The organism is Cytobacillus sp. MT66 (genome assembly GCF_058792595.1).
Genome location: NZ_JBXAFB010000004.1, coordinates 312,074 through 333,759 on the forward strand (window position 1 = coordinate 312,074; position 21,686 = coordinate 333,759).

A 21,686-nucleotide genomic window follows, 5' to 3' on the forward strand; every position below is an offset into this window, starting at 1 on the left:
AAAATAGCAGAAATATTATTTTAAAAAAGTAATTGACGCACCTACTTCAATGCGGTATAGTAACAACAACATAAAGTTTTTTGATAATTTAAAAGAGATAGAATTGAATTTCTTTATAGTAATTTTAGTTTATTAGAATAATAAGGAGGGGTTAAGATGTCTTCAGAAACACTGACCAAATCAGAAGTACTAGAAAAGGCTTTTCAGCTTAGGGAACAAATTAAAGCGTGGAGACGCGATTTTCACCAGCATCCGGAATTAGGATTCGAAGAGGTGCGGACTTCGAAAATTGTGGCAGAACACCTTGAATCTCTTGGGATCGAAGTTGAAAGAAATATCGGGAAAACTGGAGTAGTCGGCGTAATCCGCGGGAAAACCGAGGGTCCGACAATTGCTCTGAGAGCTGATATGGACGCCCTTCCAATTGAAGATCGAAAAACTGTCGATTATAAATCAAAGGTTCCTGGCAAAATGCACGCTTGTGGACATGATTCACATACAAGCATGCTGATGGGAGCAGCAAAACTACTGTCTGAAATGCCTGTGCCGGAAAAAGGAAACGTTAAATTCATTTTTCAGCCAGCTGAGGAAGGGTTGGGCGGAGCTCCAGCAATGATGGAGGATGGTGCACTTTTAAATCCGAAGGTAGACGCTATTGCAGGATTACATATTGATCCTCTCATTGAATCCGGAACACTAGCAGTTGTTAGAAATCAGGCGATGGCTGCAGCGGATACATTTGAGGTTAAAATTATTGGTGTCGGCGGACATGCCGCAAGACCTCATCAAACAGTAGACTCCATTACCATTGCTGCAGAAGTCATTTCGGCATTGCAGCATGTAGTAAGCCGGCAAATTGATCCGTTAGACCCAGCAGTTCTAACAATTGGTAAGATTACAGGCGGAACAGCAACGAATATTATTGCTCCAGAGGTAACATTTATTGGAACAGTTAGAACGCTAAATCCAGAAGTTCGTGAAGCAATGCCTGGGAAAATGGAAAGCATCATTAAAGGAATCACTGAGGCATTTGGGGCTTCATATGAATTTGATTATGACATGGGTTACCCAAGCGTCATCAATGATGATCAGATGGTTGACCTGCTCGAACAGACCGCAATTGAATTGGTTGGCAATGATAAATTCAACTACATGAGGCCATCAATGGGCGGAGAGGATTTCTCTTACTATACAAAAGAGGTTCCTGGAGTATTTTTCCGATTAGGTGCCATGAAGGATGTAACTTATCCGCTGCATCATCCAATGTTTGATATTAATGATGATATTCTGCCGCTTGGATCCGCTGCATTGGTTCAACTGGCATTGAATTATCTAAATAAATAAAAATAAATACAGGGGGGAATACCATGAAAAAGTTTAGAAATGTCAGCTTTATTGTATTTATGCTATTAATGCTGGTAATCACTGGCTGCGGTGGCGGCGGTGATAAAGCAAGCACAGATGGTTCGAAAGAAAAGAAAGGCAACGAAAATGATAATGTTCTAACTATTGGAACAAGCGCTGATATGGTTAGCTTTGACGTTCACAACCACCAAGCGACACAAACACAAGCCATTCACGTGAATATGTTCGATTCATTGCTTGAAAAAGATCGTGACGGAAATTTTGTTGCAGATCTAGCAGATTCTTGGAAAAACATTGATGAATTAACTTGGGAATTTACTTTAAATCCTAAAGCAACATTCCATAATGGAGACCCTGTTACTTCTAATGACGTTAAGTTCACATTAGAGCGTGCAGCCAAAGATGAAACACTTCTTGAAAACAAATATTTTAAACAAATTAAAGAAGTAAAGATTATTGACGACCACAAGTTCCAAATTATTACTAACGGTCCAGACCCAGTTCTATTAAACCGTATTTCTAGACAAGGTTCTGGAATTCTTCCAGCAAAATATATCGAAGAAAATGGCTGGGAGCATTTCTTGAAAAACCCAATCGGTGCTGGCCCATATAAATTTGTTGAATGGAAGAAAGATGACCGTCTAACACTTGCAAAATATGAAAATTACTATAAATATGATCCGAAGTGGGAAAAAGTAGTTTTCCGCGTGATTCCTGAAGATTCTACCCGTGTTGCAGAACTTCTAACTGGCGGAATCGATATGGCTGTAAATATTGCGCCTACTGACTGGGATCGTATTAACGATAATGAGGGTACACAAGTAATTTCAGGTCCGACTCAGCGTATTATGCAGCTTGTTATGCGTATGACTGATGGAAATGCAACAGCAGATCCTCTTGTTCGTGAAGCTGTGGAGCTTGCTATCGATAAGCAACTAATCGTAGATACACTTTATGGCGGCTCAGGTACAATTACCCGCACAGGTGTAACGCCAATTGCCACTGGCGGTAACGAAAAATTATTCGGACAAGACATTTATGACCCTGAAAAAGCAAAAAAATTATTAAAAGAAGCTGGGTATGAAAATGGCGTTGATATCACACTAAGTGTTTCAAATGGCCGTTACCTAAAGGATAAAGAATCAGCTGAATTAATTCAGTCAATGTTAGCTGAAGTTGGTATTAACGCAACACTTGAGCCATTTGAGTGGAGTAAATTCATGGAGTTGTACACAGGCAAAACATTTAAGGAAATTTACTTAATTGGTTATGCCAATTCTCTAAATGATGCTTCTAATCCATTAGGCTTAGTTGAATCTAAGGTGACAAAAGGGGAAACAGATTACAACAATCCAGAGGTTGATAAACTTCTAAACGATGCTATGTACAATATGAACCCTGAAGAGCGCGCTGAGCAATATAAAAAGGTTCAAGAGATTGTAGCAAATGATCGTCCGCGTATTTACTTGTACACATTAGACCAATTTATTGGTATTAAAGACAACTTAACATACGAACCGCATATTGATGAGTGGTATATCGTTGATGAAATTGAAAAAGTAAAATAATAGGTTCTAAGGAGAAAGGGTCTCTTAATTTGCTAAGGGGCCTTTTCTTTCCAGAAAATCACCTCATAAAAGAGGCTGCTTTGAAAACGTAAAACGAAGAGGTGAAAAGATGAAAAAATTTATAGTGAAACAGCTGCTGCAGATTATACCAGTTTTATTCCTTGTTACTTTAATTGTTTTTATATTAGTAAATGTTACGGGTGACCCTGTTTCACTCGCACTCCCAATGGATGCAACAGAGGAAGAACGTGAAGCTATGAGGGTGGCGCTGGGATTGGATAAGCCGCTTATTGTACAATACGGGATCTTCTTAGGGAATTTAGTACAAGGAGATTTTGGAGATTCTTTTAAATATCAAGAACCTGCCCTGCCAATCATACTTGAGCGCTTGCCAGCAACACTTGAGCTTGCTGTCGCAGCAATGATCGTTGCAATCATTATCTCCATACCATTAGGAATTCTTTCCGCTACTCGCAGAAATTCATTCTTCGATTTATTCATTACAGGAAGTTCTGTTCTTGGGAAAGCTATGCCAAACTTTTGGCTAGGCATCATGCTTATATTATTATTTTCAGTTTCTTTAGGTATGTTGCCAGTTTCCGGACGCGGAACATTTGCCCATTTGGTATTGCCGGCTATAACCTTAGGTACTGGCATAGCAGCTGAAATGACAAGATTAATTCGATCCAGCATGCTGGATATCCTTGGACAAGACTATATAAGGACAGCAAGAGCAAAGGGATTAGTTGAAGCAATTGTCATTAATAAGCATGGATTTAGAAATGCTCTAATTCCAGTTGTTACAATTATGGCGCTGCAGACTTCAACATTAATAGGCGGAACACTTATTACAGAAACCGTTTTTGCTTGGCCTGGAATGGGACAGCTTCTCATTCAGTCCGTAAACGCACGTGATATGGCTGTTGTTCAAGCAGCAACCTTTATTATTGCACTATTTGTTATTTTCAGTAACCTATTTGCTGACTTGGCTTATCGCTATTTAGATCCAAGAATTAAATATGATTAAGGGATAGGGGGGATAATATGTCTTTACCAACTCAAACGGAAAAAATAGCTCAACAAGCTATTAAAAAACCAAAGGAAGCGGGAAAAGCTTCAAAGTTTTTTTCATCACTTTTTAAAAGCAAAACAGGAACAATCGGTTTCATTATTGTTGTCCTCGTTGTTTTAGCAGCTATTTTTGCCCCTTTCCTGGCGCCGTATGATCCGGCTGCAACAAACGTAGCGAGCAGACTAAAGCCTCCAGTTTGGATGGATGGCGGTGTAGCTGGTCATATTTTAGGGACAGATAACCTTGGAAGAGATATTCTGAGCCGGATTATTGTTGGTTCAAGGGTTTCTTTATTAGTAGGGGTATCTGCCGTATTATTAGCAGGTGTAATCGGAATGGTTATGGGATTGATTTCTGGTTTTTATGGCGGATTTGTAGATACTGTGATTATGAGATTAGTAGATTCCTTCCTGGCTATTCCAAACATCTTATTTATGTTAATTGTTTTGGCTATTATGGGGCCAAGTCTTACGTCTTTAATTCTAGTTCTCGGCGGAATCACTTGGGTCACCTATGCAAGGATGGTGCGAAGTGAAACGTTAAGTATAAAAGAAAGAGACTATGTTCGCTCGGCTAGAGCAATCGGAGCAAAGGACAGCAGAATTATTATAACCTATATTCTTCCAAATGTTATTTCTTCCTTTATTGTTATCGCGACACTCAATGTTGCCTCAACAATTATTTTAGAAGCATCATTAAGCTTTTTAGGATTAGGCATTCAGCCGCCAGACGTTTCTTGGGGATTAATGCTTAGTGATGGAAGAGAATACTTGGCTACAAGCTGGTGGATAGCCACATTCCCAGGAATAGCTATTACCCTTACCGTACTAGGCATTATCTTCCTTGGCGATTGGCTGCGTGACGTACTTGATCCTCGTTTGAAAGCAAAGAAGGGGTAGGGGTGATCTTGTGACGACAAATTTATTAGACATCAATGAATTGCAGGTTCAATTTCAGACTGAAGGCGGAACGGTCACTTCAGTGCGGAATATCAGCTTTTCAGTAAATAGAGGAGAAACTGTTGCGGTAGTTGGGGAATCCGGCTGCGGAAAAAGCGTGACCTCCTTATCTATTCTGGGTTTAATCGCATCTCCTGGTAAAGTAACAGGGGGAAGCATCCTATTTGAAGACAAGAATTTATTAGAATTGAATAAAAAACAAATCCGTAAAATTCGCGGAAATGAAATTTCAATGATCTTTCAGGAGCCAATGACCTCGCTAAATCCGGTATTTACCATTGGCAGCCAGATGAGTGAGGTTTTCCGGGTTCACCAAAACCTTTCTAAAAGTGAGGCAAAGGAAAAAAGTATTGAAATGCTGAACCGCGTGGGAATTCCAAACGCTGAAAAGGTATTTAGTAATTTCCCTCATCAGCTTTCCGGCGGAATGAGACAAAGGGTTATGATTGCGATGGCTCTATCCTGCAATCCAAAACTTTTAATTGCTGATGAGCCGACAACAGCATTGGATGTAACGATCCAGGCGCAAATCTTAGACTTAATGAAAGAGCTTAAAGATGAGTCTAATACAGGAGTTATTCTTATTACTCATGATTTAGGTGTTGTAGCCGAAATGGCCGACCGGGTAGTGGTTATGTATGCCGGCGAAGTGGTTGAAGAAGCACCCGTTGGAGAGATTTTCGCTAACCCGAAGCATCCATATACCCAAGGGCTAATCAAATCTATTCCTAAACTAGAAGTTCAGCAGGAATATTTAGATTCGATTCCAGGTTCAGTGCCAAACCCTCTGGATATGCCGCAGGGATGTGCATTTCATCCCCGCTGTCCGCTTGCAACAGAGCAATGTAAATTAAGTAAGCCAACATTAGAGAACATAAACGACTCTCATAAGAGACGATGTTTCAATACGTAAGGAGGTTATGGCATGTCAGTACAAACGGAAGAGAAAGTACTTCTTGAAGTCAAAGGGCTGAAAAAACACTTCGTTTCGAAAAAAGGGCTATTTTCAAATGAACAAACAACAGTCCGTGCAGTTGATGGCCTTAACTTCTATGTAAAACAAGGTGAGACCCTCGGAATTGTAGGGGAGTCTGGCTGCGGAAAGTCAACGACTGGGCAAATGATTTTGAGACTTTTGGAACCCTCAGAAGGTGAAATCTGGTTTGAAAACCAGGATTTAAGCAAATTAAATAAGACTGAAACGAGAAAAATTCGCCGTGATCTTCAAATCATCTTTCAGGATCCTTTTTCATCCTTAAACCCAAGGATGACAGTTGGGGAATTAATTGGTGAACCTTTAAAAGTTCATAAAGTTTATTCTTCTAGAAAAGAAATTAAACAGAAAGTGATTGAACTTCTTGAGGTAGTGGGTCTCGGTGAGCACCACTACAATCGCTATCCGCATGAGTTTAGCGGCGGACAAAGACAGCGGATTGGAATCGCAAGAGCACTAGCACTGAATCCAAAGTTAATTGTATGCGATGAACCGGTTTCTGCACTTGATGTTTCGATACAATCGCAAATACTTAATCTATTAAAAGATTTACAGAAAAAATATAATTTAACCTATATATTTATTGCACATGGACTGCCTGCAGTAAAGCATATTAGTGACCGGATTGCCGTTATGTATCTTGGGAAAATAGTAGAAATTGCCGATCGTGATTCTCTTTTTGAAAATACAACACATCCATATACAGAGGCATTGCTTTCAGCAATTCCGCGGCCAAATCCTGAGTTTGAGAAGAAGCATATAAAATTGACTGGAGATCTGCCAAGCCCAGCCAATCCGCCAAGCGGATGCCACTTCCATACAAGATGTCCATATGCAACAGACCTTTGCAAGCAAAAAGCGCCAGAACTAACTGAGCACCTGCCTGGACATTTTGCGGCCTGCCACTATCCGTTAATAAATAAATAAAGATACTATCTAAAAGGGCTGCTTAGGAGAGTTATCATTTGACCTCCCAAGCAGCCCTTCAAAATTTTAGTATTATGCTTCTGCTTCCTCTGCATGATCCGTAAAAACAGCCTGCAGAATATACAAAACCATTCCAATTGTAATGATTAAAAATCCCCATCCTAAAGCTTTTTGCTGTGTTTCTAAATAGTTATTGCATATTTGAATGGGAGAATCAATATACAGCCATGCCATTAAACCAAACATGGACAAGTAGTTTAAAAATATAAACCCTCTTCCAAGTGCCTGAATTTTCTCCCAGCTATCTCTAAGAAAAAATCCTGCTAATGGCAGACTAACAAATTTAAAGATTTCTATATAGCTGATAGTAACGGCTTCATCTAGTGCTCGAGGAAGCATCCAATACATGGTTATAAAGACAAAAAGGATAATACCTGGAACTCCGTTGGTATTCCAGATACCTAAAAAATTCATCGATTTATGTTCTGTGATCTTTCCGATTAGCCATCCTGAAAGAATGAGTAATGGAAGCTGGACAAGCATGTGAAGAAGCATATAGGACTCTAAATAGTCTTTGATAGGCGGCAGAATGAGTAGACCTAATATGATGACGCCAAATCCAGGCTGCTTCATTTTAATACTACCTCCGCTTCATTTTCAAGCAGTGCTGTAACCGAACTTGCTGCTTCACTAATTTTTGTGAAATCCATGACCTCTTTTAAACTTCCATCTTTCCCTACTAAATAAAAGGCAGCATTATGTGTAAAGCCGCCTTCGCCATCAGGAATTACTGTGACACCGAATTCGTTCAGCAGCCCATTTAATTCTTCTTCTTTTGTAATTCTTGCCATTCTCCACGTATCACCGTCACTGCCAAAATATGATCGATATTTTTCAAGTGTAGCAGGATCATCACGGTCAGGATCAAAGCTAATACTAAGAAAAACGATATCCTTATCAAGATATTTGCTTGGTATTTGCTTATATACTTCTGCTAAATTTGTTTCAATTTTAGGGCATATATCAGAACAAGCTGTATAAATAAAGGTCAGCATTACATACTTACCTTCAAAGTCTGAAAAAGGATACACCCGTCCTTTACTGTCCTCTAAGGTGACATTAGGAAATTCGGGCTGGTTCTGAAGCAATTTATAAGTCCGGGCACTTTCAGCAGTAAATGCCCGGAAACCGTCTGTGCCAAAATAAAACAGCACACATCCTAATACGACCGATAAAACAGCAGCTGTTAGATTACGCCAATTTCTTTTCATTTAAATCGCTTCCTGTCGTACCCCTTGCCATAATATAACGAATAAAATAGATGACAAAAATGGTTACGGCAAGAACGGCTAGAATCCCGCCAAATGCACCGAATACAGCAGGTGCCATCCACTCTGGAAAATGGGTAGCCCATCTTCTTGGAGTGCTGAGTGCACCAGACATTAGGAATCCTGCGCTTACGCTAATGATTCCAAGTGTGTAACAGACAAGTCCAACATTGTCGATTTCTTTAGTTCTCAAACCTTTATCAACCTTAGCTAAGTAATAAATAAACCCAAAAATCATTGATAATGCGCCTAATCCCATGTACATATGGAAATGGCCTGGAACCCATTTAGTATTATGCATGACATGGTTTACTACGATCGTAGCATCCACGATAGCTGGGACAACACCTACCACCCAGCCAAACATAGAAAGATACATCAGTCCTGATGCCATATCCCACTTAATTCCAGACTTATAAACGATCATTAATGCGCCGTAAGCTGTAATAACAAGAACTGGAATCCCGTTTGCATAAGATAGGATCTGCCCCATAATTAGCATCCATTTTGGCATAACAGAGTCCATTAGCAGGTGGTGTGTGTAGATAACTAAAGTAAAGGCAGTAGACATTGTCCATGCAATTAAAAATGGCCTATTAGATTTCCATGGGCGGTTTGTGTATTCTGCGAGAATTTCATATACAGCAATAACTGCCATGTAAATAATAGAGTTTGCAAAGATATGTCCAAAAGCATAAGTTAGGTTTTTTGCTAATAATGGATCAAATGTAAATGCTGGATTAATGACATTAATCATATTCATAATTAATACTGTAGCACCAGCTGTTAAAGCAGTAGTATTGACGATTGTCACCATAGTGCTTGCGACAACTGCTGGAGGAGGTGCGTCTTTTTCAGCCTTTTTGCCGGAAATAACATCCCAGCCTAAACCTTTGCCAAGACTGCCGTATTTTTTAATAATCGCACGGCCGGTATCGATATAAAGCAATAAAAATCCAACCCCGAGAATCAGCATTCCGCCAAGATATAATAATGCACCTGCCACACCCCATGCATGGCCAGATAGTGCAGGCAATGGATAAAGGAACGTCCATGCCCCTGCAAACTTAAATGAAAAGATCCCGATAATAACCATGACAACGCCAATTAAAAATAATACTAAATTTAACTTAAAAACCTTCAGAGACAATAGAACATATTTAGATAAGAAGTACCACATGACAGCAGCTGCAGCTAGTGCTGCGGCGCCAACCATTCCTGTTCCATGTATCGTTAGGAACTGGTAAAAAGCAGCAGGAGGCACATCAATAACCCCGCCTTGAGCCAAAAGCATTAAAATCCCGAATATCATCATTGCCCCGATGACGACTCCGCCAATAACTAAATAAGTTGATATTTGTTTATTTCTCAATTTCACATCTGAATTTGCTGTAATCAACGATAACACCCCCACAATGTTATTCAGTAACTTCTATTTTTTGAATCATCAAATGGTGAGCAAGTCCGCAATACTCCAAACATAGGATTTCGTATGTTCCCGGTTTATCGAATGTGATATAAACCTTATTTGTGTATTCTGGCATTGCTTGTGTCTGGGCAAGCATTGTCATGTTCTCATCATAAATTCCAAACCCATGGGTTGCATCTATGCTTGTAACATGAAATTCGACAGGCTCGCCAACCTTAAATTCTGTCTGGCTCATTTTCCATGCAAATTGCATGGCCTCTACATTAACGACTGTTGGTTCTGTTTCTGCGCCATATACTGGCTGGTTATACGGCAGGTCTCGAAGTGTGTAAATAGTAAGCGTTAACAAAACGATTACCAGCGCTGTTCCATAAACGGTTCGAGCCTTATACCATTTCTTTTTAATTGGTTCATACTCTCTTCTTTCTTTTGATTTGAAAGCGACAACAGCAAAAACTAGAGCGATTAAAACCATGAAGATCAAACTGACTACCCAAGCAACTGTTTGAATCATTTTAAAACCTCCCATGCAAAAAATTAAACTTTTTATGAATTAATAGACCAATGCATTGACTAACCGTGATTCATATATAGGTTACAAAAATCAGACACAGTTTTACGTGACACGGGTCACAAAATATTCATGTTTGATTTATTTTAGTTTTCAACATGAGAATATTAAAAATTGAGCAGAAGGAACTATTGAGGGGCTAATAGGCAAATAAAAAAACGCAGGTTTCTCCTGCGTTTGGGGTATGAAAATGGATATTTAATTTTTCTTTTCAGGGATGATGCAAGAATCATCTGTGCAGGAAGCACCCTGTTCTGAGGATAGGTCCTGGAATTTTGGAGACGCCGCAGATTCTTCCTCCCATACCTTATTTAAGGCGTTTGAAAATGTTTCTAATGGCTGGGCTCCGGAAATGGCGTATTTTGAATTAATAATAAAGAATGGTACTCCGCTTATACCGTATTGCTGGGCAAGTGCTTCATCAATTCGAACATCATTTCCGTATTGTGAGGAATCCTCAAGAACCTTTAAGGCTTCATTGCGGTCGATTCCCGCTGATTCCGCTAGATCTGCAAGTGTCTCATGATCACCAATATTTTTTGACTCTGTAAAATAGGCGTGCAGCAGTTTTTCAGTTAAAACCGCTTCTTTGCCCTGAGCCTTTCCCAGTTTTGCTAAGCGATGGGCATCAAACGTGTTTCCAGGCTTCATATCATCAAAATTAAAAGTTAATCCGACTGTTGCAGCCTGTCTGCCAAGTCCCTCATTTGACTGTTTTGCCTGTTCAACACTCATGCCGTATTTGGCAGCCAGGGCTTCGTGAATACTTCTGCCATCATATTTAGGAGAATTCGGATCTAGCTCAAAGCTTTTGAATTCAACTTCTACTTGGTCTCTATATGGAAACTGCTCTAATGCTAATTCTAATCGGCGCTTGCCAATATAACAAAAAGGACAAACAAAATCTGACCAAACTTCAATCTTCATATCGCACCTCTTTCATATTATTTCTTCCATAGTAGCATAACCAATCCCAAAATCATTCAAAGATGCTCGTGCCTTAAGGGAATGCTTCCAACAGTAAAAAAATCAAAAAAAATAACAACTTGAACCATCATGGTCAATATAATAAAGTACAAAGCCAATTTTAAAAAGAAATGATGACTTGTTTATTTTGTCTATTGGGGATGGTGTTTTGCCGATCGATTCATACAAAATCATAATGTGGTGATATCAGGTGAATGCTGATCAAGATATGTATCGGTTTAAAAATTTGTGGGAAAGGGATTTAACGTTTGCGGATGTTTTTTCTAGAATAATAAAGTTTATGAATAGGGATCCTCGCGGACATTTTCGGCTAATGATCGGAACAGATTCACAGGTTCATTGTGACCGTACGGTTTTCATAACAGGAATTGTCATTCAGAATAAGGGAAAAGGTGCATGGGCATGTATCAGGAAAACGGTTATTCCAAGGAAAATGCTCCATTTGCATGAACGAATTTCTTATGAAACCTCACTAACAGAGGAAATTGTCGCACTTTTTACGATGGAAAAGAAGAATGAGCTGATTGAAATTGTTCTTCCATATATTTTCCAAGGAGCGACATTTACCATGGAGGGCCATATTGATATTGGTGCCGGAAAAAGAAATAAGACAAGGGCTTTTGTAAAGGAAATGGTCTCAAGGATGGAATCGATGGGGGTTGAGCCAAAAATAAAACCGGAGGCCTTTGTCGCTTCAAGTTATGCAAATAAATATACAAAATAAAGAACTCCAATGAAGGGGTTCTTTATTTTGTATTCATATGATATTGTTCTTCTAATTTGGCTGAAACCGCCTCCGTCAGTTCTGCAGTGGTCTCGGGAAGGGAGGTGGTCAAAATGGAATTCGCTACTTTCGCCATCATTCCTTCAGCAGTAATATCGAGATGTCCAATCATCAACGATTTTGAGCCTGAAGGCTTTGCTTTAAAATAGCCGTGGCCTGTAAACTTTTCGTTGATTCCTTTCAGGTTGAAAGTAACTGCAGAAGGCTCCTGCCAGCTGGTAATATCTACTTTCAGTTCGATCTTTTTCTTCATAATTCCCATATCGCTCTTAAAGCACCAGGTTGATTCTTTTTCGCTAATGATGCTGTGATCAATATAGCCCGGCACTAGAGGAGCCCAATTGTCAATATTGCTGACAAATTTCCAGACCGTTTGAATAGGTACATTAACTTCCACTTGATGACTGTATTTCGGCATGGTTTACCGCCCCTTTTTTAAAGTGTCAAAGATGTCTACAAGAATACCTATTCAAATAAGGGGCTGAATATTCACAGAGCTTCCATAGCTTAATTTCTAATGATGATGTAAATGAGATAGCCAACATAAACCAAGGCTAGAATCAATCCTTCATATTTTCCAATCTTATAATAGGTCCTGGAAAAGATCAGCAGCAGGAAGGTGATTAAAATCATGATAGCCAGGTCAATAAAAATTTTCGAATCGACTCCAAGAGGAGAAATGGCAGCCGCTGCACCAAGAACAAATAAGATATTAAAGATATTGCTGCCAACAATATTTCCTAAAGCGATTTCACTTTCTCTTTTAATGGCAGCCGTAATTGATGTTACCAGCTCCGGCAAGGAAGTACCTACCGCAACAATCGTTAACCCAACTAATGTCTCGCTCATTCCAAAGGAAAGGGCAATTTCAGTTGCATGATCAACGACTAAGTCCCCGCCAAAAATGATTGCCCCAAGACCTAAGACGGTATAAATAATGTGCTTTGCCCAGATGCCTGATGAAACTTGTGTTTTTTGTATTTGGGTATCATTCCGGTTCTTTCTTGCTACCTCAAAAAGATAGTAAAGGAAGACTGAGAAAATCAATAAAAGGATTAAACCATCACTTCTTGTAACAATATTTGTGCTGACAGACTCCAAAAACCGGTCACTGATTAAAATCAGCAAAGCAGCACTTGCAAGCAACGTGAAAGGAATTTCCTTCCTAAGCGTTTCATTTTCAACCTTTAACGGAAAAATAATCGCCGTTACTCCAACAACAAGAGTAATGTTGAATATATTGCTTCCGACAACATTACCGATAGCCACATCGGCATTACCCTTTAATGCGGCTAAGATACTAACCGTTGCCTCCGGAGAACTTGTTCCAAAGGCGACGATGGTCAGTCCGATTAGGAGCGGGGAAATCTGAAGAAATCCTGCAATTTTAGAAGCACCTTCAACAAAATAATTTGCCCCTGCGATTAAGAGCCCAAAACCTAAAAATAATAAGATAAACGACATGTTCCTGGAGCACCCCGCAATAGTATATGAGATATCAGTAATTATAAATAGTGGACATACTGTATTGCAAACAGGAGCTTCCATAAAAGTATATTCATACCAATCTATGGGTGCAGCAGGAATAGTACATAGAACTAAAAAAAGGCCCACAAATAATCATAGATTATTTCAGTATTGGTTCATTTGGACAAGGCATGAGTGCCCTTAGGCAGGTCCCTAGCCTCTCGCAGGATATAAGTTTTAATAGGCCCAACCCCTTTAACCATAATTATTCCTCTTTCCGTTAACTGAAAGGAATCTGCAAGCAAGTGGTAGGTGGATTCTGTAACCTGAATAGTCCCATTAATCGCTTCAGACTCCATCCGTGAAGCAATATTTACGGTGTCTCCCCAAAGATCATAAGTAAATTTCTTCTTTCCGATAACCCCGGCGATAATTGGGCCGGAGTTGATGCCAATCCTTAGAGATAAAGGAATGTTTGAGCTTTTGCTTAATTCCGCTAGATAGCTTTGCATATCAAGGGCCAGCCGTGCTGCGTTTTTGGCCGGATCCATTCCTTTCTCACGCTGGGCTCCGACAGATGCAACCATATAGGAATCGCCAATGGTTTTTATTTTTTCTAAGCCATATTGTTCTGTTAAATCATCAAAATGTGTAAAGATTTGATTTAAATAAAAGAGTAGTTTATCGGGTTCAATTGTTCGGGTAAATGGAGTAAAGCCTACTAAGTCAGCAAAAAGGACTGTTACATTTGAATGCCTTTCGGTAATTGTTCTTTGTTCTTTCAGCAATCCTTCCGTAATATGCTGGGGCAGGATATTCAATAATAATTCTTTAGATCTTTCCTTTTCCTGCTTAACCATTTTAAGATGGACGAACTCCCTGCGGCTATAATATTCGAAAAAATAGCCTGTCAGACCGCAAAGACATATGAAATACACAAGGAATATAGAAACATTGATTAATATATTTTTTGTACTCGGATCAATGAGTGCTTGCTGATGAAAAATCATTACATATATATAAGAAGTAAAAATAATGAAAACAACTATATTAGCATAAAAAAAGCGAAGTCTTGCTGTGGTGTAAGTAACTGCTATTAGTAAGAATGTACCTATGTAATAGTGATTATAGGCAAAACTTCCAGGAGGGCTTATGGCTAAAATAATATAAAACCCCGTGCTAACTATAATAATATTCATTGAATTGTATATTTGTGAGTATCTAGAAAACCTTGGCGAACTGTTTAATAGATACGAGATTGGGAACATTGCAAAGGATAGAAATCTTATTAAAAGAACCATTTGCAGACTGCTTTCAAAAGAAAGGACATCAATTAATGGCAGAGAAAGAGTTGCGATAAATGCCATAGGGATCACCCATTTCCCATAACTCACTGTTTTGGTGTCATATCGATCAATAAATTCCTTTTCAAGCTGTTTAGGAAAACGTAATTTCTTTGCTGCCTTTAATAATTCGTTATCTGTCATTCATGCTCCCTGCCTAATAGATAAAATATTTCTGATGTTTTTGTAACCCAGATTACAGAAAAAACCTATATTTATCATACATAATTAAATCTATTAGTTCCATAAACAATGAGGTGGTTGTTTGACCTTCATCATTCTTATATTTGCGCATCTAATAGGAGACTTTCCGCTGCAGGGGGAATTTTTATCAAAAACAAAGGGGAAGAATTTGTATTTGCTGTCCGTTCATGCTGGAATTTGGACAGGCTGTATAGCAACAGCGGGGTATCTGCTAGGATTTGCTATAGATGGAATGGATCTGGCGTGGCTATTCTTTGTACATGCGGCTGTTGACTATTTAAAAGCAAAACCAGTGGGGATTTTTAAAAAGCTTAATCCACTGGGGAAAGGGCTAATGATCGATCAATTGCTTCATTTCGGGCAAATTCTTCTATTTATTTATAGTAACTGAACTTGGAACGAACGGATGAAAAAAATATTCGTTCGTTTTGTATTTGCTTGGGAGGAAATCAGCAGAGGTGTGGTTCATAGTTCATTTTAACTATATAATAGTAAGATAATACTATTGTTATGGGAGAAATGGAAAAAATGGATGCTCAATTTATGTTAAATGTCCCTTTTTTTGCGGGGTTGAATGAAAAAGAATATGAATTACTAGGATCTCTTTTTATCGAAAAAAATATAAAAAAGGGAGGCCATATTTTTCTTGAAGGAGATGTAGGGACAGAATTCTATCTAATCAAACAAGGAAGAGTAAAAATCTATCGAATAACGAATGGAAAGGAATCGATTCTTTCCTTACTAAATAATGGGGATTACTTTGGGGAAATGGCAATGCTAGATCCGAATAATAGCAGATCAGCGGCTGCTGTTGCTCTGGAAAATACGACATTATTTATCTTAAAGGAAAATGAATGGAAGTCATTGTTAATGCGAAACCCGCAACTGTTAATTAAGTTGTTGAGTCTAACAATGGAAAAGTTAAGGCGAGCAAATGATAAAATTCAGCATTTAACATTTTTTGATGTGCGAACACGAGTCTATAAACTAATTGTTCAACTGGCGAAGGATTATGGAATACATACAGAAGACGGACTATTAATCAATTATAAATTAACCCATCAGCAAATGGCCGATTTAATTGGGGCTGTTCGGGAGACTGTTTCAAAAATCATGGCCGAATTACAGCAAGAAGAATGGATTACTTTGCAGAATAAGAAAATTCTTATTAAGGACATGGCTAATTTTGAAGAGGGTATTATTGAAGATTAATTAATCTATTTTTCAAAAAAAGTATAATTTTGTAGTTTGGATTACAGAAAATAATAGGCCCCTAAGTGATAATAAAATTAACAAACAAAGAACGTTTAGGGGGAGATTTATAATGGACTTACTGCCAATCATTATTTTCGGTACTATTATTTTTATTATTAAAAGAGCTAAAAGAAAAAACACATTATCCCGTCGAGCAAGTTTAGCTGCTGCAGGTGTTGGCGGAACGGCAAGTATTGCGTTTCTTCAGCAGCTCGAACTCGAGCAGCAGCTAAATCAAGATATGATCGATCAAATGCAGCAAATGGATTTACAGCAAATGCAGGATTTCGCTTTGCAAAACCAGCTAATTGACCAAATGAATCTTCAGCAAATGATGGATCAATCAATGGATCCATTTCAAAATGTAGGTTTGGATCCCATTATTGATCATTACTATCATGGTCATGATCAAGGGTTTGATCACTCATTTAATGACCATCACCAATTTTAATAGAGTAAATGGCAAACCATCCGAAAGGGCGGGACGCAAAGCCACGAGTCTAATGTTCTGTGAGACAGAACGATGATCGTCGGGTTACCGATACAGTATTGTATTGTTATCTGACTGCTTGGCTGCCTATGCAAGCAGTCTTTTTATTTTAGCAAAAAGGGATGATATTTTATGGCAACCATCCATAAAGGGAAAAACGCACTAAAAACGAAGGCGAACAACTATTTATTAATTTCTATTTTATTAGCGATTGCACCAATTGTATACTTTGTGGCTTTTATACAGGGATTTTACTTTAAAGGGATTTTTCATCTTTTTCCGGTCATGCTATTTTGGGCTGCTATATTCTTTTGGAAAAAATACTCCGTTCTAAGTGCTGGAATTAAAGGGGAAGAGCGAACTTCTAGTATTCTGAGAGAACTTCCCAAAGGTTATGAGGTGTTTAGTTCTGTTCAGCTTTCAACAAATGAAGGAATGGCCGAGCTTGATCATGTGATTGTGGGTGAAAATGGCGTCTTTGTCGTTGAGGTAAAAAATCATAACGGCACCATCCAAGGAAGAGATGAGGATCACTCCTGGATTCAGCACAAAGTGGGAAGAAAAGGCGGAGAATACACAAAGGAAATGAGAAACCCTGTTAAGCAAGTAAGAAGACAAGTACATATTTTATCCAGCTATTTTAAGCAAAACGGGATAAATCTTTGGATTGAGGGGGCCGTCTATTTCTCGAATCCTCAAGCCAATGTAAATGTAACATCAGAACGAACTAATGTTTTTACATCATCAAATGAATTGCAAACGTATTTAACCACGCATAGCTCAAAAAGAAAAATAAACCATGAAGTGTTAAATAAAGCGAAAGCATTGATTAAAAGGTAACTTTGACAAAAAAGGAGATTTGTAAAAATGAAATTAAAATTAGTATTAGGAAGTTTAATGCTGCTAGGATTGCTTGCGGGATGCTCTAAGGGAGAAGTAACGGCAAAAACAGAAGAAGAGATTCGCCAGGAAGTAAAAGCAGAGCTTGAACAAGAAATGAAAGATGATTTAAAAAATGAGATTAAAGAAGAAGTGAAAAACGAACTTGTACAAGTACAAAAGACAGATTCAGAACCAGAAGTTGTTAAAGAAGCCCCGGCTGAAAAAAGCGCTTCATCATCCAACATTCTGGACGTTTCATCTGTTGAACCTTACGTCACTAGCAATCTTATTTTTTCAAACTTCTCTCTAGAAAAACATAGTGATGGATACTCTTTAGAAATGAGAGTGGAAAATAAGAATGAGGAATTTGATGTGGCTTTTGGCTGGGGAAGAGCAGGAATAGCAACGCTTGAAACGAGCGAAGGCAGATTCAAGGCTGAATTTCCGCATATGGAGAAAATCGGTGCGGGACAAGAAAAAATCTACTCCTTTAAGTTTGCAAATGCAGCAGGCACACCAAATAATCTGGTAATTAGTAATATCTTGCTAGTAAATCAGCATGACGGGCGGCTTCCAACGCCAGGCAGTGATGAAGAATTTACAATTTCATTGAAATAGGGGATTGTTCCTATCAGACATGGGTTCCATTCCTGCTGGCTTGACTAAAGTTTGACTCATTTATTTGGAGGGAATCTATCTTAGTTCGTAAATCATAAGCCAAATACGATAGGAGCGGGGGATTTCCCTCGCTTTTTTATTATACTATGTACTTGGAAAATTAGCGGTTGTAGGAAAAAGGATATATTTTTTATAGGTGTTTATAAAAAATATAATCAAATATTCATAGAATATTTTTCTAGAATAGGTTCCTTTACACTATTCAGAATAGGGTGAAAAATCTATATTATTGAAAATATAACAGAATTTTGAAGGAGTGAGGTATTTGTTAAAGGTTCTATCTAGCTCTGCTCTATCATTAGCATTAGTAGGAAGTACGATTTTTGCAGGAGGGTCATCAATCAGTGCAGATGCCCCAGTGAAGGAAAAAAATACATACCAGCTAAGCCTGGCTCATCATGTGGGTGCTTCCCCGGAGCTTGCTGAACAGGCGAAAAGGCTAGGCATTGATTTATCAAAAGCTGATCCTGCTGAGAGGATAGCTAATCAAGGGAAAAAGTTTCAGCAGGCAGGGGATAGCCATGTAGCCTATAGGAAGGCGGAAGGGGATATTCCTGTACTTGTTATACTAGCAAAATATAAAGATGGTGATGAACCAATAGGTGATATGCCTGGACAAGTTCCAGCCCATTATTATGAGGATTTAATTTTTGGAACAGAATATAATCCATATGAACTGGAACAGTTTAAACAATACGCACAATATAATGGCGAAAATGCTCCGACTGACCGGACCATGCAGAATGTGTATAAAGAGTCCAGTAATGGAAAAACCAATCTAGTACGTAAGGAAAATACGGAATTTACCTGGGTAGAACTGCCGAAGGGCGCTTCCTATTATCTTGATCAGGAAGGAACATATGCGGAAAATGGCAAGTATGAGATCGGCAACGTCAATGGCGATGCACACATGGGTGAATTTGTCCGTGACGTATTAAAAGCTGCCGATGATCAAGTTGACTTCTCTAAATATGCGGAAAACGGCGAAGTGCCAAACGTATTCATTGTTCACGAAGCAACTGGAGCTGAGTTCAGCAGAGACCCAGCACAAATTTGGTCACATAAATGGAATCTGTTAAGTGCTTTATATTATGGCAAATACTATGAAACGGGTATACCAGCAGATGCCCATGCGGGTATGAGCGAAGAGGATTGGGTTAATAAAACAGTTGCTGAAGACATGACCTATGATGGCGTTATTGTAAATAACTATAACGTTCAGCCTGCCATCGGCGGAAACGTAGCCGGCTATGATCCAGCAACAGATTCGTATGATCCTGCCAAAGAGACCGGTCCATTCCCGGCACAAACCGGTGTGTATGCACATGAATTTGGACATGCACTAGGATTGCCTGATTTCTATGATACGGTTTACAGCTCTGAAGGTGTCGGCAACTATTCAATGATGGCTGGAGGTTCATGGATGCGCTACCCAGATGCTGCGGCCTATTCAGGGAACTCGCCAACACATTTTGATCCATTCTCAAAAGTATTTCTTGGCTGGGCAGATCCAATCGTAGTAAAGCCTGAGGATGGAGTTAAGGAAATTACTTTACCAGCTGTTAATAAAGCGAATGCGGATAATGGCATTGTCAAAATGGAGGTTCCAGGCTCCAATGGAACAGAATACTTCCTTTTTGAAAATCTTCAGCAGGACGGCTTTAATAAAGGGATGATCCGCCAAGGGAAAGATGCCCATGGGTTAGTGGCTTGGCATGTGGATGAAAATATAATCAGCCTATACCAGACAGCAGGCTTCCGTCCAAACAATGTTGAAAACTGGATGAATAAACGTTTCCAATACAATCAATCGGAAACAGCTGCAGACGGTACAGTTGTTACTCACTATGGCCTGTCAGTCCTTCAGGCTGATGGAAAATATGATTTGGAAAAGAACAAAAACCGCGGCGATGCTGGCGACTTCTTTAAGACTGGCAGTGAAATCACACCAGTGTCTGGAAATGTACACACAGGATCCTACTACTTCTGGAAGGGCAACAGCACAACACCAGCTGATTCAGGCATCCATGTCACAGACATCGTCGAAAATAAAGACGGTTCTATCACTGCAAAATTCTACTATGCATCCAACGAAGGCCAAACAAAATAAACCATAAAAAGGGGTCAGGCCCCCCTCGCTTTAACGCGATGGGGGCCTGACCCTCAATGCGTTAACACGTTAATAGGTAGGGGGCCTGACCCCCAATGCGTTAATGCGTTAGTTTGGTGGGGGACAGGCCCCCAGTTGGTTAACGCGTTATTGTGGTGGAGGGATGACGACTGGGTTGCCTGTCCCGGTGCCGTTATAGTATTGCGGGACTTTGCCAGGGTGGAAAAGGTCGCCTATTCTGACTTGGTTGGCGACTTCAATAGGCTTTTCAATGAGCGGGATAATGACTGTCATATGAACTTTCACATTAATATAGACTTCGAGAAAAGTGTTATTTATGCCTGACTCCGCAATTTTTGCTTCCACATCGGATTTCACGTCACCTAGAATTTGCAGGCGGACAGGTATTTCTGGTCCGAGGTTTGAAAATAATGTCATTTTTGTCGCCATGCCTAATGGGATATGGTAGACAATACCGCGGGTATCTTTGGTTTTTTCTTTATCTATATTGATATCATTCCTAAAATCCTCCAGTTTTTCAATTTCCCCAGCTTCTACTAAATCTAAATAGGTTTGTACTCGATTCTGTGCATCGGAAATGACCTTGTTGTATATTTGCGGATTGAAGCTGTAGCTTGGTTCACCCGCATTTTCATGCTTAACAATTAACTCATTAATATCCACATTCTGCGAAATATGTTTATCGATAGCATCATTGATGGCCTGTGCCGCAAATTGGCGTGCCCGGGTCTCGGCGATATTCATTAGTGTCGGTTCAAGATTTCTGTTAATAATGATTAAGCTGACTACAGTTAAAAGCGAGAAAATGATAAAGGTAATCAAAACGACATATTTTAATGGAAGAGGACCTCTATTGGACCGCACCTTCCATCGCCTTCTTCGTAACACAGAAAACCCTCCCGTTTCGAAAATTTCTTGGTGCATGAATAAATAACAATTCCAGTGGTAAAGAATCGGGCTTTGTACAAATATATGTCCAAATCCTAAAAATAAAACGAGGCTTTTTGTCACTTTTTAGAAGGGCATGAGTTTTACAATTAAGCAGTCCTAGCTTGATTGAAATAAAGTTCAGACAAACTGATAGGTAATAAGTAAAAATAGTCCGAAGTCACCGGAACTTCGGACAACTGTTTCTTGATTACAATTAGAAAAGTCTAAAGCTGCACCAACTTCAGACAGCGGACGTGAAATTAAGTGGGAAGCCGTCCGAAGTCAGGCAATCTTCGGACAACCGGTGCAGGATCACAGTAAAA

22 protein-coding genes and 1 riboswitch are annotated in these 21,686 nt (G+C 39.2%); of the genes, 13 read left to right on the forward strand and 9 right to left on the reverse strand.

Annotated features, from left to right (window positions below; translation table 11 throughout):
- The first annotated feature begins 156 nt into the window (after positions 1 to 156).
- From AC1Q59_RS09895 to AC1Q59_RS09920, 6 genes are all read left to right on the forward strand, one after another.
- Complete coding sequence (locus AC1Q59_RS09895) at positions 157 to 1,344, forward strand: M20 metallopeptidase family protein (RefSeq protein ID WP_492365648.1); 1,188 nt, start codon at positions 157 to 159, stop codon at positions 1,342 to 1,344.
- Positions 1,345 to 1,367: 23 nt separating this feature from the next.
- Positions 1,368 to 2,933, forward strand: a complete 1,566-nt coding sequence (locus tag AC1Q59_RS09900) for an ABC transporter substrate-binding protein (protein WP_492365649.1) — start codon at positions 1,368 to 1,370, stop codon at positions 2,931 to 2,933.
- A gap of 109 nt (positions 2,934 to 3,042) precedes the next feature.
- Complete coding sequence (locus AC1Q59_RS09905; protein WP_492365650.1) at positions 3,043 to 3,960, forward strand: ABC transporter permease; 918 nt, start codon at positions 3,043 to 3,045, stop codon at positions 3,958 to 3,960.
- 17 nt (positions 3,961 to 3,977) lie between these two features.
- Positions 3,978 to 4,904 (forward strand): ABC transporter permease, encoded by a 927-nt coding sequence (locus AC1Q59_RS09910; protein ID WP_492365651.1) that lies wholly within the window; start codon positions 3,978 to 3,980, stop codon positions 4,902 to 4,904.
- A 10-nt stretch (positions 4,905 to 4,914) separates the two neighbouring features.
- Positions 4,915 to 5,877, forward strand: coding sequence for an ABC transporter ATP-binding protein (locus AC1Q59_RS09915; RefSeq protein ID WP_492365652.1), 963 nt, complete (start codon positions 4,915 to 4,917; stop codon positions 5,875 to 5,877).
- Positions 5,878 to 5,889: 12 nt separating this feature from the next.
- Positions 5,890 to 6,885, forward strand: a complete 996-nt coding sequence (locus tag AC1Q59_RS09920; protein WP_492365653.1) for an ABC transporter ATP-binding protein — start codon at positions 5,890 to 5,892, stop codon at positions 6,883 to 6,885.
- Positions 6,886 to 6,957: 72 nt separating this feature from the next.
- Here the strand turns inward: AC1Q59_RS09920 and AC1Q59_RS09925 are convergent, their stop codons facing one another.
- From AC1Q59_RS09925 to AC1Q59_RS09945, 5 genes are all read right to left on the reverse strand, one after another.
- Positions 6,958 to 7,518, reverse strand: a complete 561-nt coding sequence (locus tag AC1Q59_RS09925) for a hypothetical protein (protein ID WP_492365654.1) — start codon at positions 7,516 to 7,518, stop codon at positions 6,958 to 6,960.
- Positions 7,515 to 8,156, reverse strand: coding sequence for an SCO family protein (locus AC1Q59_RS09930; RefSeq protein ID WP_492365655.1), 642 nt, complete (start codon positions 8,154 to 8,156; stop codon positions 7,515 to 7,517). Before AC1Q59_RS09930 ends, AC1Q59_RS09925 begins: the two co-directional genes overlap by 4 nt.
- The gene (locus AC1Q59_RS09935; protein WP_492365656.1) at positions 8,137 to 9,612 is read right to left on the reverse strand and encodes a cbb3-type cytochrome c oxidase subunit I; all 1,476 of its coding nucleotides are present in this window, start codon (positions 9,610 to 9,612) and stop codon (positions 8,137 to 8,139) included. The genes AC1Q59_RS09930 and AC1Q59_RS09935 overlap by 20 nt, the downstream gene beginning before the upstream one ends.
- A 19-nt stretch (positions 9,613 to 9,631) precedes the next feature.
- Positions 9,632 to 10,156 (reverse strand): cupredoxin domain-containing protein, encoded by a 525-nt coding sequence (locus AC1Q59_RS09940; protein WP_492365657.1) that lies wholly within the window; start codon positions 10,154 to 10,156, stop codon positions 9,632 to 9,634.
- Positions 10,157 to 10,411: 255 nt separating this feature from the next.
- On the reverse strand, positions 10,412 to 11,140 hold the full coding sequence (locus AC1Q59_RS09945) for a DsbA family oxidoreductase (protein WP_492365658.1): 729 nt from the start codon (positions 11,138 to 11,140) through the stop codon (positions 10,412 to 10,414).
- A 268-nt stretch (positions 11,141 to 11,408) separates the two neighbouring features.
- Between AC1Q59_RS09945 and AC1Q59_RS09950 the strand changes: the two genes are divergently transcribed.
- The gene (locus AC1Q59_RS09950; protein WP_492365742.1) at positions 11,409 to 11,924 is read left to right on the forward strand and encodes a ribonuclease H-like YkuK family protein; all 516 of its coding nucleotides are present in this window, start codon (positions 11,409 to 11,411) and stop codon (positions 11,922 to 11,924) included.
- Between the two features lie 22 nt (positions 11,925 to 11,946).
- Here the strand turns inward: AC1Q59_RS09950 and AC1Q59_RS09955 are convergent, their stop codons facing one another.
- The 3 genes from AC1Q59_RS09955 to AC1Q59_RS09965 all read right to left on the reverse strand — a co-directional run bounded on the left by AC1Q59_RS09955 (position 11,947) and on the right by AC1Q59_RS09965 (position 14,938).
- Positions 11,947 to 12,402 carry an SRPBCC family protein gene (locus tag AC1Q59_RS09955; RefSeq protein WP_492365659.1) on the reverse strand — a complete coding sequence of 152 codons (456 nt, stop codon included), beginning with the start codon at positions 12,400 to 12,402 and terminating at the stop codon, positions 11,947 to 11,949.
- An 89-nt stretch (positions 12,403 to 12,491) separates the two neighbouring features.
- The gene (locus AC1Q59_RS09960) at positions 12,492 to 13,448 is read right to left on the reverse strand and encodes a calcium/sodium antiporter (protein WP_492365660.1); all 957 of its coding nucleotides are present in this window, start codon (positions 13,446 to 13,448) and stop codon (positions 12,492 to 12,494) included.
- Positions 13,449 to 13,627: 179 nt separating this feature from the next.
- Positions 13,628 to 14,938, reverse strand: a complete 1,311-nt coding sequence (locus AC1Q59_RS09965) for an adenylate/guanylate cyclase domain-containing protein (RefSeq protein ID WP_492365661.1) — start codon at positions 14,936 to 14,938, stop codon at positions 13,628 to 13,630.
- A 121-nt stretch (positions 14,939 to 15,059) separates the two neighbouring features.
- Here AC1Q59_RS09965 and AC1Q59_RS09970 point away from each other — a divergent pair, with 121 nt between their 5' ends.
- From AC1Q59_RS09970 to AC1Q59_RS09995, 6 genes are all read left to right on the forward strand, one after another.
- The gene (locus AC1Q59_RS09970; protein ID WP_492365662.1) at positions 15,060 to 15,389 is read left to right on the forward strand and encodes a DUF3307 domain-containing protein; all 330 of its coding nucleotides are present in this window, start codon (positions 15,060 to 15,062) and stop codon (positions 15,387 to 15,389) included.
- A 137-nt stretch (positions 15,390 to 15,526) separates the two neighbouring features.
- Entirely contained in the window at positions 15,527 to 16,210 is a 684-nt protein-coding gene (locus AC1Q59_RS09975) for a Crp/Fnr family transcriptional regulator (protein ID WP_492365663.1), read from the forward strand.
- Positions 16,211 to 16,322: 112 nt separating this feature from the next.
- Positions 16,323 to 16,703 carry a hypothetical protein gene (locus AC1Q59_RS09980; protein ID WP_492365664.1) on the forward strand — a complete coding sequence of 127 codons (381 nt, stop codon included), beginning with the start codon at positions 16,323 to 16,325 and terminating at the stop codon, positions 16,701 to 16,703.
- Positions 16,704 to 16,795, forward strand: a riboswitch (cyclic di-GMP riboswitch).
- A gap of 79 nt (positions 16,796 to 16,874) precedes the next feature.
- Positions 16,875 to 17,582 (forward strand): nuclease-related domain-containing protein, encoded by a 708-nt coding sequence (locus tag AC1Q59_RS09985; RefSeq protein ID WP_492365665.1) that lies wholly within the window; start codon positions 16,875 to 16,877, stop codon positions 17,580 to 17,582.
- A gap of 27 nt (positions 17,583 to 17,609) precedes the next feature.
- Positions 17,610 to 18,242 (forward strand): hypothetical protein, encoded by a 633-nt coding sequence (locus tag AC1Q59_RS09990; protein ID WP_492365666.1) that lies wholly within the window; start codon positions 17,610 to 17,612, stop codon positions 18,240 to 18,242.
- 325 nt (positions 18,243 to 18,567) lie between these two features.
- Positions 18,568 to 20,412 carry a M6 family metalloprotease domain-containing protein gene (locus AC1Q59_RS09995; protein ID WP_492365667.1) on the forward strand — a complete coding sequence of 615 codons (1,845 nt, stop codon included), beginning with the start codon at positions 18,568 to 18,570 and terminating at the stop codon, positions 20,410 to 20,412.
- A 147-nt stretch (positions 20,413 to 20,559) separates the two neighbouring features.
- Here AC1Q59_RS09995 and yunB read toward each other — a convergent pair whose 3' ends face one another.
- A complete protein-coding gene (gene yunB / locus AC1Q59_RS10000) occupies positions 20,560 to 21,321 on the reverse strand; it encodes a sporulation protein YunB (protein ID WP_492365668.1) in 762 nt (253 codons plus the stop codon).
- Between the last annotated feature and the right edge of the window lie 365 nt (positions 21,322 to 21,686).

Coding starts and splice junctions, on each gene's coding strand:
- AC1Q59_RS09895 (WP_492365648.1), top strand. CDS start 157: ATGTCTTCAGAAACACTGACCAAATCAGAAGTACTAGAAAAGGCTTTT.
- AC1Q59_RS09900 (WP_492365649.1), top strand. CDS start 1,368: ATGAAAAAGTTTAGAAATGTCAGCTTTATTGTATTTATGCTATTAATG.
- AC1Q59_RS09905 (WP_492365650.1), top strand. CDS start 3,043: ATGAAAAAATTTATAGTGAAACAGCTGCTGCAGATTATACCAGTTTTA.
- AC1Q59_RS09910 (WP_492365651.1), top strand. CDS start 3,978: ATGTCTTTACCAACTCAAACGGAAAAAATAGCTCAACAAGCTATTAAA.
- AC1Q59_RS09920 (WP_492365653.1), top strand. CDS start 5,890: ATGTCAGTACAAACGGAAGAGAAAGTACTTCTTGAAGTCAAAGGGCTG.
- AC1Q59_RS09925 (WP_492365654.1), bottom strand. CDS start 7,518: ATGAAGCAGCCTGGATTTGGCGTCATCATATTAGGTCTACTCATTCTG.
- AC1Q59_RS09930 (WP_492365655.1), bottom strand. CDS start 8,156: ATGAAAAGAAATTGGCGTAATCTAACAGCTGCTGTTTTATCGGTCGTA.
- AC1Q59_RS09940 (WP_492365657.1), bottom strand. CDS start 10,156: ATGATTCAAACAGTTGCTTGGGTAGTCAGTTTGATCTTCATGGTTTTA.
- AC1Q59_RS09945 (WP_492365658.1), bottom strand. CDS start 11,140: ATGAAGATTGAAGTTTGGTCAGATTTTGTTTGTCCTTTTTGTTATATT.
- AC1Q59_RS09950 (WP_492365742.1), top strand. CDS start 11,409: ATGTATCGGTTTAAAAATTTGTGGGAAAGGGATTTAACGTTTGCGGAT.
- AC1Q59_RS09955 (WP_492365659.1), bottom strand. CDS start 12,402: ATGCCGAAATACAGTCATCAAGTGGAAGTTAATGTACCTATTCAAACG.
- AC1Q59_RS09960 (WP_492365660.1), bottom strand. CDS start 13,448: ATGTCGTTTATCTTATTATTTTTAGGTTTTGGGCTCTTAATCGCAGGG.
- AC1Q59_RS09965 (WP_492365661.1), bottom strand. CDS start 14,938: ATGACAGATAACGAATTATTAAAGGCAGCAAAGAAATTACGTTTTCCT.
- AC1Q59_RS09975 (WP_492365663.1), top strand. CDS start 15,527: ATGGATGCTCAATTTATGTTAAATGTCCCTTTTTTTGCGGGGTTGAAT.
- AC1Q59_RS09980 (WP_492365664.1), top strand. CDS start 16,323: ATGGACTTACTGCCAATCATTATTTTCGGTACTATTATTTTTATTATT.
- AC1Q59_RS09985 (WP_492365665.1), top strand. CDS start 16,875: ATGGCAACCATCCATAAAGGGAAAAACGCACTAAAAACGAAGGCGAAC.
- AC1Q59_RS09990 (WP_492365666.1), top strand. CDS start 17,610: ATGAAATTAAAATTAGTATTAGGAAGTTTAATGCTGCTAGGATTGCTT.